This is a genomic window from Halorientalis sp. LT38 (genome assembly GCF_037031225.1).
Lineage (GTDB): Archaea > Halobacteriota > Halobacteria > Halobacteriales > Haloarculaceae > Halorientalis > Halorientalis halophila.
Map to the genome: position 1 here is coordinate 1304002 of NZ_JAYEZN010000001.1, position 14111 is coordinate 1318112.

Sequence of the window (14111 nt, forward strand, 5' to 3'; positions counted from 1 at the left end):
CCGTGTGCGATGTGTACCCGACCGGGCGGGTTTGCTCGCTCCGACCTAGACCGATAGCACGTGGGCAGAACTCCCGCTCTGTCCTGGCACAACAAGAATTATACAAGGAGATACCGAACTGGGAGACATGCAACGAGAGAAAACGAGGGGGAGTGTAGAAGTTGAGAATATCGGGGGGATCGACCAGACACAGGTCGATCTCTCACCGGGGGTAAACGTTCTCTCTGGCCGGAATGCGACGAACCGGACCTCGTTCTTACGAGCGATACTGATGGCGCTGGGAAGTGACGAGACGGCGTTGAAAGGCGACGCCGACGAGGGGTACGTCGAACTTACCCTCGGGGGTGAGACGTACACACGAACGCTCGAGCGCAAGAACGGTCGGGTGACGACGGATGGGGACCCTTACCTCTCCGATCCGGAGATTCTGGACCTGTTCGGAGCGCTCCTGGAGGACAACGAGGCGCGCCGGACTGTCGAGCAGGGCACCGACTTCCGGGAGATCATCATGCGCCCGGTCGACACCGACGAGATCCAGCGGCGGATCGACCGACTGCTCGACGAGCGAGAACGGATCACCGATGAGATCGAAGAGATCGACTCGCTGTCCGAGGAACGAACGAAACTGGAGAAAAAGCGTCAGCGGATCGAAGATCGAATCGAGGAGACCCGCGAGAAACTGAAAGAAAAGCGCGAGGAGATCGAGGCCGCCGACGGGAGCGTCGAAGACACGCGCAAGGAAAAAGAGAAGATCGAAGCGCACATGAGCGACCTGCAGTCGGCCCGGTCCCGCCTGGAGGATGTCCGCCACCAGCTGGAGACCGAGCGCGAGAGTCTCGCGTCGCTCCGTGAGGAGCAGTCCGACCTCGCGGACGAACTCGACGACCTTCCGGACACGCCAGCGGGCGAGATCGACGAGATCGAGTCCCGCCTGCAGCGGTTGCGCGGGCGCAAGGAGGAACTGGGATCGACGATCTCGGAGCTACAAAACGTCGTCAGCTTCAACGAGGAGATGTTGGAGGGCGACGACACCGAGTTGGTCGAATCGCTCGCCGGCAACGGCGACACCGAGTCCGACGACGAGGGGGCCATCACGGACCAACTCCTCGACGACGACCAGACGGTCTCGTGCTGGACGTGTGGCTCGGCCGTCGAGATGGTCGAGATCGAAGAGACGGTCGATCAGTTGCGGTCGCTTCGGCAGTCGAAGTTCGCGGAGCGAAACGAGATCGACGACCAGATCGACGAGCTGAAGTCCGAACAACGGAGCTACCGGAAAGAACAGCAGCGCCGCGAGGACATCACCCGGAAGCTCGACCGCATCGAAGAGGAGATCGAGGAGCGCGAGGAGCGCATCGAACAGTTGACCGAAGAGCGTGCGGAGTATGAGACCGAAGTCGAGGACACGGAGGCGACCGTCGACGAACTACAGGCCGAGACCGAGAGCGAGATCCTCGAGCGTCACAAGGAAGCCAATCAGCTGGAGTTCGAGCTCGACCAGCACCGCCAGGAACACGACGAGGTCGAAGAGCGCATCGCGGAGATCGAGGACCGTCTCGGCACCCGCGACGAGCTCGAAGCCGAGCGCGAGCAGGTCAAGGACCAACTGTCCGAACTCAGAACCCACGTCGAACGGATCGAGGAACGCGCCATCGAGGAGTTCAATACCCACATGGAGAACGTCCTCGACGTCCTCGAGTACGCGAACATCGAACGCATCTGGATCGAGCGCAAGGAGCGTGAGGTCCGCGAGGGTCGCCGGAAGGTCTCGAAGAGCGTGTTCGACCTCCACCTCGTTCGAACCTCGGAGTCCGGGGCGACCTACGAGGACACGGTCGACCACCTCAGTGAGAGCGAGCGAGAGGTGACCGGCCTCGTGTTCTCGCTGGCGGGCTACCTCGCACACGAGGTGTACGAGCAGATCCCGGCCATCTTGCTCGACTCGCTAGAGGCCATCGACTCCGACCGCATCGCTGCACTCATCGAGTACCTGGAGCAGTACGCCGACAACCTCGTCGTCGCGCTACTGCCCGAGGACGCCGCCGCCCTCCCGGACGACTACCACTACGTGGAGTCGATCTGACGACCGCGTCCGGGCCGACGGACCCCCATTACAGAACTATGGGTGTAATGGGACCCGCAGGAACGAATTTTCGCTGGCCGTCGCCCGCGTCACGCCTCGCAGTCACAGCCCTGCTCGTCGAGGAGGTCAGCGATCGAGCGGTGGGCGCCACAGTCCCGACAGACCACGTCGACGGTGACCAGGACCTCGAACTCGCCGAGAGTGATGACGTCCGCGTCGCGCAGTCGCGTAAGTGAGGTCTCCGTCACCGCACTCAGTCGACTCTGGAGGCGCTGGATGGTCTCACGGATCGATGCGACGCGGTCGGTCCCGTCGTTTTTCTTCTGGACGCCCCGGCCCTTGGTGAGGTAGGTGTGGATCGCCTGATGGGTGACGAAATCACGTTCGAGTTGCTCCACGTCGATGCCGTCTCGCTCGAGCGCTCGGCGCACCTGCGTGCGGTCGCCGCTGCTCGTGTCCTCGTCGGCCAACGCGCGGTAGGTGGTCTCGACTTCCCCGTCGAGAGGTCGCTCGCCGCGTTCTTCGAGCGCCGCCCGGAGGACGGCGAGGTTGAACTCCTCGGCCAGTTCGCGGAGGCTGTGGGACTCGCCGTCGGCGCCCAGCCACCGCCGCTCCAGGCGCTCGCCCATCCCCGTCAGATCGTAGCGCTCGATGACCTTTCCCACCTTGTACGTCGCACCGTCCGTGTCGGCGTTCCCCGTCGTCATTTTCACGACCGTATACCACTGCAGTACTAAAACGTTGCCACCGCCGGCGGACCAACTGCGTGCGATGGTCGCCGTCTCCGGCCCGCGAACCGCCGTCTCACCGCCGCTGAACCGAACCGCGACTACGGCCACCAATCCACGCCCGATCGTGTCCGACGATACCGAACGAAATCCCGGCTCCGAGTCTGGCAGGGTCCCGTTCGATTGTACCATCACAGTTCCGGGACACTCGATACTCGCATCTACAGGGATCGTAACCCATGATCCGTCTGAATTCCTCCAGCCGGAAATCTCCCGGAAGCCGGGAAACGTGTCCGACGATATCGGATAGATTTAAGTTTGCGTGACAGAGTGTGTGGTGTAATGAATCACGACGACTCAGTCAACATCGAAGCGACGCGGACGAGCCTCACCGTGGTCGAACTCCTCCACGAACTCGACGGCGCGGGCGTGACCGAGTTGGCCGACCGCCTGGAAAAGCCCAAGAGCACGGTCCACGATCACCTGCGGACGCTACACGATCTGGAGTACGTCGTCAAGGTCGACGGCAGCTACCGGGTCAGTACCAAGTTCCTCGAACTCGGCGAATACGAGCGCGAGAGCCTGCCAGTCTACGACATTGCCAAGCCGGAACTGGATGCCCTGGCCGACCGGACCGGCGACCACGCCAACCTGATGATCGAGGAACACGGCAAGGGCGTCTACATCTATAAGAGTACGGGCACGGACGCCGCGCGCCTCGACACCTACCCCGGCTTCCGGACGCCGTTACACTCTACGGCCCTGGGGAAGGCCATCTTCTCGGAGATGCCCGACGAACGTATCCACGAGATCGTCGACGAGGTCAGTCTCCCGGAGATCACACCGCACACGATCACCGAACGGGACCAGCTGTTCGAGGAGATCGAGACGATTCGCGACCAGGGCTTCGCCATCGACCGCGAGGAGCGCGCCGAGGGTATCCAGTGCGTGGCCGCGCCGGTCAACGCGGGCGGTGGCGACCGTCTGGCCGCCGTCAGCGTCTCCGGCCTCGCGAGCAAGATGCGCGGCGACCGCCTCACCGAGGAAGTGCCGGAACTGGTCATGCGAACCGCCAACAAGATCGAAGTCGCGCTGAAGTACTCTTGATGCGCGTCCGGCGATGTCGGACGGTCACTCCAGGAGCAGGAGGTCGGGGTCTCGCAGGTACGTCTTGACGGCGTTGACGAACCGGGCCGCGTCCGCGCCGTCGGCGATCCGGTGGTCGAACGACAGTGAGAGTGTCAGGACGTGCCGGGGGACGACCTCGCCACTCACGCCGTCGTCGGCCGGTTCGTCGGACTCGACGACCCGGGGCTTTTTCTTGATAGCCCCGATGCCGAGGATCGCGGCCTCGGGGTAGTTGACGATCGGCGTCCCGTACTCACCGCCGACCGCGCCGAAGTTGGTGACGGTGAACGTTCCGCCCTGCAGGTCGTCCAGGTCGATCGTCCGATCGCGTGCCCGCTCGACCAGGTCGGTCGTCGTCCGTGCAATCTCCAGGACCGACTTCTCGTCGACGGCCTCGACGACGGGCACCATCAGGCCGGCGTCGGTCGCCGTTGCCACGCCGATGTCGTAGTCCTCTAGCATGACGATCTCCGCTGCGTCCTCGTCGAGGCGCGCGTTGAAACGGGGAAACTCCTGTAGCGCCGCGACGACGGCCTTGAGGATCAGCGGCATGTACGTGAGATCGACGCCGCGCTCGGCCGCCCGCTCGCGGAGTCGGTCGCGGACCGCCACCAGCTCCGTCACGTCGACTTCGTCGTGATGGGTGACGTGTGGGACGGTGAACTTCGACTCGGTCATCCGCTCGCCGATGGTCCGCCGGACGCCCTCGTAGGGGACGCGCTCGCCGGCGGTGGGCCCCGCGTCGGGACTCGGTGTCGCCGTCGTCCCACCAGCCGAACCGCTCCCGGGCTCGCTCGTCGTCACCCTCTCACCCGTCCGGTCGGGCTCGCCACTCGCGGCGAACTCCCGGACGGCCTCGGCGCTGACGAACGCCTCGCCGTTGCGTTCCTCGACCATCGGCACCCGGTTCAGGTCGACGTCCAGTTCGCGGGCCAGCCCACGGGTCGCGGGGACCGCCAGGGTCTGCTCGCGGTCGGCTGGAGTCGCCCCGGAAGCGGGCCGGGTGTCAGCCGTGCCCGCCTGCTCTGCGTTCGCCGGCGCGCCCTGCGACGCCACACCCGCCGTCGTGGGGGCTGCCGTGTCGTCGCTCGCGGAGACGGTGTCGTCGGCGACACCGTCGTCGCCCTGGTTCGTGTCGTCGGTGCCTGCGGCCGCTCGGACGTCGCCCTCGGTGATGCGCCTGCCCGCACTGGAGTTGGCGACCGACCCGAGGTCGACGCCGAGTTCGCGGGCGAGGCGTCGTACGCGGGGTGGCGCGATCATCCGCCCGTCGGCCGTCTCACTCTCGTCGTTCTCGTGCCCCTCGCCGTCGGCCTCCGAACCGCCGCTCGGATCGGCCGCGTCGGCGGCTTCGTCAGTCTCGTCGGCCTCGTCGGCCGCGTCGGCGGGTCCGGCGTCCGTCGCGAACGTCACGATGACCTCGCCGACCGGAACTACCTCGCCGGCCTCGGCGTGCAGTTCCTGGACGCTGCCGGTCACGGGCGCGGGCACCTCGACGACCGCCTTGTCGGTCTCGACCTCGACGATGGGCTGGTCTTCCGAGACGGCCTCGCCGGGGCCGACGAGCCACTGGACGATCTCCGCCTCGGTCAGCCCCTCGCCCACGTCGGGAAGTACGAACTCGACCGTCATGTTAGAACTCGACGGCCTCGCGGATGCCGTCCTCGATGCGGGCGGCCTCGGGCAGGTAGTAGTCCTCCAGCGCGTACAGCGGATAGGGCACGTCGAAGCCCGTCACCCGTTCGATGGGCGCCTCCTGGTAGAGCAGCGCCTCCTCCTGGATGAGCGACGTAATCTCGCCGGCGAGCCCGCCCGTCTTGGGCGCTTCGTGGACGACGACCGCCCGCCCGGTCTTCTCGAACGAGTCGACGATGGTTTCCCGATCGATGGGCGAGAGGGTCCGCAGGTCGACCACTTCACAGTCGACCCCCTCCTCGGCCAGATTCTCGGCCGCTTCCATCGTCGGACGGGTCATCGCGCCCCAGGTGAACACCGACACGTCCGTGCCTTCGCGGCGGACCGCCGCTTCCCCGATCGGAACGGTGTAGGGCTCGTCGGGCACTTCCTCGCGGAAGGACCGATAGATGAGCTTCGGTTCGAGGAAGATCACCGGGTCCGGGTCGCGGATGGCCGACGCCAGCAGTCCCTTCGTGTCGTACGGGGTCGACGGCACGACCACCTTGAGGCCCGCCTCGTGGACGAAGAACGCCTCCTTGGACTCGGAGTGGTGCTCCGGCGCGCGGATGCCACCGCCGAAGGGTATTCGGATCGTCATCGGACAGCTGTAGCGGCCGCGACTCCGGGTGCGCATTCGCGCAACGTGGTTGACGATCTGGTCGAACGCGGGGTAGACGAACCCCATGAACTGCAACTCCGGGACCGGCCGCATGCCGTTCGCGGCCAGTCCCACCGCGGTGCCGACGATCCCCGACTCCGCCAGGGGTGTGTCGACGACGCGGTCGCGACCGAACCGATCGTAGAGACCCTCGGTCGCACGGAAGACGCCGCCGCTCGCGCCGACGTCCTCGCCCAGGACGACGACGCTGTCGTCACGCTCCATCTCCGTGTGGAGCCCGTCGCTCACCGCTTCGACGAGCGTCCGTTCCGGTGTAGTGTCGTCAGTGCTCATTGTCAGTCCTCCAGTAGCTGTTCGTCGCCGAACTCCTCGCGCAGGCGACGCAGGTACTCCTGTTGCTCGCGGACGTTCTGTGTCTGCTCGGCGTAGACGTGCTCGAACATCTCCTCCGGGTCCGCGGTCACGTTCTCGGCCGCCTCGACGGCGGCCTCGACCTGTTCCGTGTTGCGCTCCTCGATGGCGTCGATCTCCTCGTCGTCGAGCAACCCGCGCTCGCGGAGGAACGTCTCCAACCGCGGGAGCGGGTCCCACTCGCGCCACTCCTCGACTTCCTCCTCGCCGCGGTAGGCCGAGGGGTCGTCGGAGGTGTTGTGTGCGCCGATCCGGTACAGCAGCGTCTCGATCAGCGTTGGTCGGGCCTGGTCTGCGTCCGGGTCGAGCGCCTTCTCGCGGGCCTGCTGGGTCACCGTGTAGACCGCCAGCGGGTCCATGCCGTCGACGCGGATGCCCTCGAAGCCGTAGCCCTGGGCCTTCTGGGCGATGGTGTCGGCGGCCGTCTGGCGCTCGAACGGTGTCGAGATGGCCCACTGGTTGTTCATGCAGATGAAGAGGTTCGGCGTGTCCATCACGCCGGCGAAGTTCAGCCCCTCGTGGAAGTCGCCCTCGCTGGTCGCGCCGTCGCCGAAGTAACAGACGGTGGCGCTCTCTTCGCCTTTCAGTTTCGAGGCCCACGCGATGCCGGTGGCGTGTGGGATGTGGTCTGCGATCGTGATGCAGATGGGCATCACGTTGACGTCCTCGGGGATGACACTCCCCTGCTCGTGGCCCATGTAGTACATCAGGATGTTCTCAAGCGGGAGCCCGTGTGTCACCGTCGCGCCCTGATCGCGGTAGTAGGGCACGATCCAGTCGTCCTCGGCCAGCGCGAAGGCGCTGCCGACCAGCGTCCCCTCGTGGCCGAGCATCGTCGAGTAGGTGCCGCTGCGGCCCTGTCGCTGGAGGCTCACCGCTCGCTCGTCGAACGACCGGCACAGCCGCATCTGTGCGTACATCTCGACGAGCGTGTCGTCGTCCAGGTCGGGGACGGTCGCGTCAGGCAACACCGAGCCGTCCTTGTCGAGTATCTGTACGTCCGTATCGCTGCGTATTGATTCGCTCATGATCGTGTTCGGTGGGGTCGTTACCAGTCGGGACGACGACGCTCGTAGACTTTCGCCCGCGAGGCGCGCATGGCCTCGATTCGCTCCTCGGCGATCTCGTCCGCGATGGCCTGGGTCGGGCGGCCCTCGTGTTCGGCGCGTTCGCCGATGGTCACCATGCGGTCGTAGATATCGTCGATCATCGCCCGGGCCCGGTCGTGTTTGTACCCGCCCTTCCGGAGCAGGTCCGTGTCGTCGATGGTCCGCCCGGAGTTGGCCAGGTAGTCCGGGGCGTAGAGGACGTCGTGCTCGCGGAGCATCTCGTCGTGGCGCTCGACGTCGTCGAGCTGGTTGTTGGCCGCACCGCAGACGATGTCACACTTCAGCCGCGGAATCGTGTCGTCGTTGAGGACCATTCCGAGGGCACAGGGCGCGAACACGTCGCAGTCGACGTCGTAGACGTCCTCGGGGGCGACCGAGCCGACGCCGTACTCGTCTTCCATGTAGTCGACCTGCTCGTCGTCGACGTCCGCGAGCGTCACCTGCACCCCGCGGTCCGTGAGGTACTTGATGAGGCTGGCCCCCATGTCACCCGCGCCCTGAACGGCGACGTGCAGGTCGCTCAGGTCGCGGTCGCCGTCGTAGGCGAGGTCACAGCAGGCCTCCATGGCCTTCACGACGCCGAGCCCGCCGCCGTGGAACCCTTCGGGGTGGTCGAACTGCTCGGGCAGCCCGATGATGTAGTCGGTCTCCATCCCGATCCAGCGCATCTCCTTGGCGTCGGTCCCGACGTCGCCGCCGGTCACGAACCGCCCGTCGAAGCTGTCGACGATGCGGCCGTACGAGCGGTAGAGCTCCTCGCTGTCGTGGTCGTCGTCCTCGACCCAGATGACGCCCTTGCCGCCGCCCATGTTGATGCCCGAGATCGCGTACTTGTAGGTCATCGCCCGGGAGAGCCGGAGGACGTCCTCGAGGGCTTCCTCCTCCGAGTCGAACGCGTACCGGCGCGTTCCACCGGCGGCGGGACCGAGCGTCGTGTCGTGGATCCCGATGATGCCGCGGAGTCCCGTCGCGTCGTCCCGGAAGAACTTCACTTCGTTGTGACCGTACGTGCCCATTTGCTCGTGTAAGTCGCTCATGGCGGTACTACTGACCTGCCCGGGCATTCCGTTATAGCTTACGGTGAGGATCACCCGTCGCGGCAAACATTTATCCTGACGACGGACGGTACCTTCACCGATGACGGACGAGCACTTCGAGAACGCGCGCATCGGCAAGCAGGCCAACGTCTACTTCGACGGCAAGGTCACGAGCCGCGACGTCGAGACGGCCGACGGCCAGCGAAAGACCCTCGGGATCATGCTTCCCGGCGAGTACACCTTCGAGACTGACGACGAAGAGGAGATCGAGATCGTCGCGGGCGAACTCACCGTCGACGTCGACGGTGAGCCGACGAGCTACGAGGTCGGCGACGTGTTCACCGTCCCCCCGGACACCGAGTTCGACCTCGACGTCGAGACGGTCGTCGATTACTGCTGTACCTACCGCTGAGTCGGGGGCCACACCCTCGTTATCGACCCGTCGAGCCCCAGCCGAAGGCGAGCCAGCCGCCGTCTGCGTGCACGATCTCGCCGGTCATGTAGTGGTCGCCCGACGCGAGGAAGAGCGCGCAGTTGGCGACCTCCTCGAGGGTCCCGAACCGCCCCATCGGAGTCCGGTTCTCGATATGTCGATCGTCGTAGTCGTAATACGGCCAGTCGGCCGCGTCGTTGAGCGCCTCGCTCCCTTCGTCCGCCCGGAGGTCCCGGTTGAGGTCGCTCCGCACGAACCCCGGCGCGAGGGCGTTCACCTGGACGTCGTGCTCGGCGAGGTCGACCGCCAGTGCCCGTGTGAGGTTGTCGACGGCCCCTTTGGCGGCGTTGTACGGGCCCCGCCCCTGGACGCCGACGCTGCCGAAGATGCTCGAGATGTTGATGATTCGTCCGTCCCCTGGCTGGGCGGCCATCTGCTCGCCGGCCGCTTGCGCGCCGAAGAACACGCCCGTGAGGTTCACGTCGATGACCTCGCGCCACTTCTCCTCCGTGAGTTCCAGAATCGGGCTGACGATCAGGACGCCCGCGTTGTTGACCATGACGTCCACGCTGCCGAACTCCTCGACGGCCGCGTCGACCAGTTTCTCGGCGTCGGCTTTCTCGGAGACGTCGGCCTCGACCGCGATGGCGGTCCCGCCGGCGTCGCGGATGTCCGCGGCGGTCGACTCGGCCCGTTCCTGAGAACGGGAATTGGTCACCACGTTCGCGCCCGCCTCGGCGAAGGTCGTCGCGATTCGCTCGCCGATGCCGCTGCTCGAACCAGTGACGACTGCGGTCGCCCCGTCGATATCGGATGGCACGGCTCTCCGAACGAACCGTCGAAAGGTAAACGTCCCGCCTGCCTCACTCCTCGGCGTAGCGGTCGCGGAGCTGGGTCTTCTGGATCTTGCCGGTGGCCGTCTCGGGGAGCTCGTCGTCGTCGACCACCTCGATCTCGGTCGGGATCTTGTAGCCGGCGAGCTCGTCGGCGAGGAACGACTCCAGGTCCGCGGGCGTCAGGTCGCTGTCCGGCTTCGTGACGACCAGGGCCAGCGGCGTCTCCTGCCACTCCTCGTGGGGGACGCCGATGACGGCCGTCTTGGTGACGTCGGGGTGGTCGTAGATGGCGTCCTCGACCTCGATGCTCGAGATGTTCTCCCCGCCGCTGACGATGACGTCCTTCTTGCGGTCCTTGATGCTGACCATCCCGTCCTCGTCGATCGTGGCGATGTCGCCGGTGTGGAACCAGCCCTCGACCCGCTCGTTGAACGCCCGCTCGGTCTGCTCGGGCTTGTTCCAGTAGCGGTCCATGACCTGGTTCCCGCGAACGACGATCTCGCCCATGGTCTCGTCGTCCCGCGGGACGTCCTCGCCGTTCTCGTCGACGACGCGGAGCTCGACGCCGAGCGCGGCGAACCCCTGGCGGTTCTTGGTGTAGATGCGCCCGTTCTTCTCGATCTTGGCCGGTGCGTTGCTCGTGGTGATGACCGGCGCCGTCTCCGTCAGACCGTAGAGGTGGATGAGTTTCCAGCCCATCTCGTCTTCGACGCTCCGAATGGTCGACTCCGGTGGCGCGTTCGCACCGGTTGCGATGCGGACGTCGGCCGCGCCGGTCGTCTCGACGTCGTTCTCGGCGGCGTACTCGATGAGGCGGTTGAGGACCACCGGTGCACCACACAGGTAGGAGACGTCGTACGCCTGGATCCGCTCGAACGTCCGCTCGGCGCTGAAGTCACGCTGGCAGACGTGGGTCCCGCCGACGCCCGTGATGGCGTACTCGTGGCCCCAGCCGTTGCAGTGGAACATCGGCAGCGTCCAGAGGTACGTGTCCGCGTCGTCGATCTCCATGTGGTGGATGACGCAGAGCGCGTGGTAGTGTTCCGTCCGGTGCGTCCTGACGACGCCCTTCGGGTCACCGGTCGTCCCGCTGGTGTAGTTGATCGTCGCGGGGTCGTTCTCGTCGATGTCCGGCCGGTCCACCGCGACCGTCGACCGGCCCGCGAGGAGGTCCTCGTAATCGCGCCACTCGCCGTCGATGCGATCGGCCTCGTACCCGACGTAGTGGTCGGCCCCGATGTCGCTCCGGACCGACTGGACCTTCTCGGCGTACTCGTAGTCCGCGATCACGACGTCGACGCCGCAGTCCTCGAGGATGTACTCGTAGTCTCCCGGCATGAGCCGGTAGTTCAGCGCCACCTGGATGGCGCCCAGTTGCGTCGTGGCGTACAGCGTCTCGAGGAACCAGTGGGTGTTCGGCGAGAGGACCGCCACGCGGTCGCCCTGCTCGACGCCCAGGTCGACGAGCGCGCGTGACAGCTGGTTGACCCGGTCGCCGAACTCGGCGTAGGTGTACCTCGTCCCGTCGTCGGCGATCACCCCTGTACTGTCACCGTAGAGATCCGTCGCGCGATCGAGGAAGTCCGTCGCGAGCAGTTCCTTCTTCATTGGTACGTGTTCGCACGTCTTACGGGGAATCACCATCATTGTTTCGGCGTCGGGCCGACCCACTGCCGGTTTAGTGGCCCAGCCAGCCGAATACTTATTATCGCGGGCGGAGAGGTAGCCAGTGACACATGAGCGACTCGACGGAAGCGTTAGTCGAACGGGTAGCGAGAAAAACGTACCAGCGAGACATGCAGGGCGAGGACTGGGAGATGTCGCTGGCCATCGACGGCCTGCTCTCGACCGGGGAGTCGGAGTTCGTCGACGCGGCACAGGACCTCATCGACCGGGCCATCGAACTCCAGGGTACCGAAGGGAAACTCGGCTACGACGACCCGAAGCCGTGGCTCGCAGACGGCGCTCGCGCCCAGTCGGAGTCGTCGGCCCTGGTCAACGGGTGCCTTGAGTTCTACGAGCGCACCGGCGAGGAGCGGTATCTCGACGCCGCTCGGAAACAGGTCGAGTTCCTGCTCGAGGACGCCACCCGACTCGACGACGGGACCATCTCCTTCGCCTCCGAACCCATCGAGCTCTGGGTCGACTCCATCTACCTGGTCGCGCTGCCGCTCGCTCGCTACGGGGACGAGACGGGCGAGGACGCCGCACTCGAGGAGGCCGTCGCCCACATCGTCGCCCAGGAGAAGCTGCTCCAGGACCCCTACGAGGACCTCTTCCGCCACGAGTGGCGCGAGACGCCCAACACCTACCCCGAGAGCACCTTCTGGCTCCGGGGCAACGGGTGGGCCGCCGCGGGCATCCTGAACATGCTCGAGTACGTCCCCGAGGACCACGAGCACTACGACACCCTGGTCGACAGCTTCCAGCGAGTCTGTGCCGCGATGCTCGACCTCCAGGACGCAAGCGGCATGTGGCACCACATCCCAGACGACCCGTGGACCGCCAAGGAGGCCTCCGGCTCCCTCCAGTTCGCCTACGCCTTCCACAAGGGCGTCGAGCAGGGCTACCTCGACGCGGACGAAGGCTACGTCGAGGCCGCCGAGCGCGCCTTCGAGGTCTGTGAAGGCGTCGTCGACGAGGACGGTGCGGTGACTCGCGTCGCGGTCCCGCCGGGCGGCCCGGACGTCCCGCTCGAAGTGGCTTCCTACGGCCAGGGCTGGTTCCTCCTGGCGGCCGACCAGCTCCACGGCTGATTCCACGTCAGCGAGGGGGCACGCACCGTTAACTCTTTGTCGCTCCCGCGAGTCCAAAACCGCATGCCTGGAGCGTTAGACGGCGTTACCGTCGTAGACTTCTCCCAGCTCGTACAAGGACCGCTCGCGACGCAGTTCCTCGGCGACATGGGCGCCGACGTCATCAAGATCGAGGCGCCGGGCGGCGAGTGGATGCGCCAGTCGTGGTCGATGGCCAACGCCTACGAGGACGGCGTCAACCTGACTTTCCTCACGGCCAACCGGAACAAGCGCAGCGTCGAACTCGACATCAAGGACGACGAGCAACTCGAGGTGCTCTACGACGTCATCGCGGACGCCGACGTGTTCGTGGAGAACCTCCGGCCGGGCGTGGTCGACCGCCTCGGCCTCGGCTACGAGGACCTCTCGGAGATCAACCCCGAGGTGATCTACTGCTCTGCCTCGGGCTACGGCGAAGAAGGGCCCTACGCCGACCGCCCCGGGCAGGACCTCATCATCCAGGGCGTCTCCGGCCTGGCGAATCTCAACGGCCGCGCCGACGACCCGCCGACGCCCGTCGGCCTCCCGCTGAACGACTTCTACTCCGCGGCGATGCTCGCGTTCGCGGCCGTCTCCGCGCTCTACCACCGCGAGCAGTCCGGCGAGGGGCAACACATCAAGGCCGACCTGCTGAGCGCGTCGGTCCACCTGCAGTCGATGGAGATCGACACCTACCTCAACACCGGCGAGCCGCCCGAGCGGAGCGAGACCGGCATCTCCCATCCCTACTACCAGGCGCCGTTCGGCGTCTACGAGACCGCCGACGGGCACATGACTCTCTCGCTGACCATGCCCTCGATCGTCGGCGAAACCCTCGGGATCGACGAACTCGAGGAATACGACACCTGGGAGGCCGCCTACGAGCACCGCGACGAGATCAAGCCGCTCATCGAGGAGGTGTTACGCGAGAAGCCGACCGACCACTGGATCGACAAACTCGTCGAACACGACATCTGGGGCGGCCCCGTCCAGACGATGGAGGAGGTCGTCGACGACCCGCAGGTCGAAGTCAACGACATGATCCAGACGGTCGAACACGAGGAACTGGGCGAGATCGAACTCACCGGCGTGCCCTTCCGGATGACCGAGACGCCGCCGGACATCCACGAGGCGCCGCCGGCGCTCGGCAACGCGACGGAGGACGTCCTCCGCGAGTACGGCTACTCCGAGGAGTTCATCGAGCAGATGCAGGCGCGAAACCGGGACCGCTGACCGGCAGCGAGAAGACCCGCGCGGATCCAGGCGACCGGGTTTC

Annotated in this window: 12 protein-coding genes; 5 read left to right on the forward strand and 7 right to left on the reverse strand. The window is 66.0% G+C overall.

Annotated elements, in window-relative coordinates:
- The first annotated feature begins 127 nt into the window (after nt 1–127).
- Nucleotides 128–2083 (forward strand): archaea-specific SMC-related protein, encoded by a 1956-nt coding sequence (locus U5918_RS06710; RefSeq protein WP_336000399.1) that lies wholly within the window; start codon nt 128–130, stop codon nt 2081–2083.
- 89 nt (nt 2084–2172) lie between these two features.
- Here the strand turns inward: U5918_RS06710 and rdfA are convergent, their stop codons facing one another.
- Entirely contained in the window at nt 2173–2790 is a 618-nt protein-coding gene (gene rdfA, locus U5918_RS06715) for a rod-determining factor RdfA (RefSeq protein WP_336000400.1), read from the reverse strand.
- A 363-nt stretch (nt 2791–3153) separates the two neighbouring features.
- Between rdfA and U5918_RS06720 the strand changes: the two genes are divergently transcribed.
- A complete protein-coding gene (locus U5918_RS06720; RefSeq protein WP_336000401.1) occupies nt 3154–3918 on the forward strand; it encodes an IclR family transcriptional regulator in 765 nt (254 codons plus the stop codon).
- Between the two features lie 24 nt (nt 3919–3942).
- Here the strand turns inward: U5918_RS06720 and U5918_RS06725 are convergent, their stop codons facing one another.
- Genes U5918_RS06725 through U5918_RS06740 form a run of 4 tightly spaced genes read right to left on the reverse strand, consistent with a single transcriptional unit; the run spans nt 3943 to nt 8792 of the window.
- Nucleotides 3943–5571, reverse strand: coding sequence for a dihydrolipoamide acetyltransferase family protein (locus tag U5918_RS06725; protein WP_336000403.1), 1629 nt, complete (start codon nt 5569–5571; stop codon nt 3943–3945).
- Nucleotide 5572: 1 nt separating this feature from the next.
- Nucleotides 5573–6568: an alpha-ketoacid dehydrogenase subunit beta gene (locus tag U5918_RS06730; RefSeq protein WP_336000405.1), complete on the reverse strand. Its 996-nt coding sequence runs from the start codon at nt 6566–6568 to the stop codon at nt 5573–5575.
- 2 nt (nt 6569–6570) lie between these two features.
- Entirely contained in the window at nt 6571–7674 is a 1104-nt protein-coding gene (pdhA, locus tag U5918_RS06735) for a pyruvate dehydrogenase (acetyl-transferring) E1 component subunit alpha (RefSeq protein WP_336000406.1), read from the reverse strand.
- Between the two features lie 20 nt (nt 7675–7694).
- The gene (locus U5918_RS06740; RefSeq protein WP_336000407.1) at nt 7695–8792 is read right to left on the reverse strand and encodes a Glu/Leu/Phe/Val family dehydrogenase; all 1098 of its coding nucleotides are present in this window, start codon (nt 8790–8792) and stop codon (nt 7695–7697) included.
- A gap of 100 nt (nt 8793–8892) precedes the next feature.
- Here U5918_RS06740 and ppnP point away from each other — a divergent pair, with 100 nt between their 5' ends.
- Nucleotides 8893–9204, forward strand: coding sequence for a pyrimidine/purine nucleoside phosphorylase (gene ppnP / locus U5918_RS06745; RefSeq protein ID WP_336000408.1), 312 nt, complete (start codon nt 8893–8895; stop codon nt 9202–9204).
- A 19-nt stretch (nt 9205–9223) separates the two neighbouring features.
- On the opposite strand, the gene U5918_RS06750 is transcribed toward ppnP, so the two are convergent.
- Both U5918_RS06750 and U5918_RS06755 read right to left on the reverse strand, forming a co-directional pair.
- Nucleotides 9224–10045, reverse strand: a complete 822-nt coding sequence (locus U5918_RS06750) for an SDR family NAD(P)-dependent oxidoreductase (RefSeq protein WP_336000409.1) — start codon at nt 10043–10045, stop codon at nt 9224–9226.
- A 43-nt stretch (nt 10046–10088) separates the two neighbouring features.
- Nucleotides 10089–11669, reverse strand: coding sequence for a long-chain-fatty-acid--CoA ligase (locus U5918_RS06755; protein ID WP_336000410.1), 1581 nt, complete (start codon nt 11667–11669; stop codon nt 10089–10091).
- A 128-nt stretch (nt 11670–11797) separates the two neighbouring features.
- Between U5918_RS06755 and U5918_RS06760 the strand changes: the two genes are divergently transcribed.
- Both U5918_RS06760 and U5918_RS06765 read left to right on the forward strand, forming a co-directional pair.
- The gene (locus tag U5918_RS06760; RefSeq protein WP_336000411.1) at nt 11798–12817 is read left to right on the forward strand and encodes a glycoside hydrolase family 88 protein; all 1020 of its coding nucleotides are present in this window, start codon (nt 11798–11800) and stop codon (nt 12815–12817) included.
- A 63-nt stretch (nt 12818–12880) separates the two neighbouring features.
- Nucleotides 12881–14068, forward strand: coding sequence for a CaiB/BaiF CoA transferase family protein (locus U5918_RS06765; RefSeq protein ID WP_336000413.1), 1188 nt, complete (start codon nt 12881–12883; stop codon nt 14066–14068).
- Nucleotides 14069–14111 lie beyond the last annotated feature (43 nt).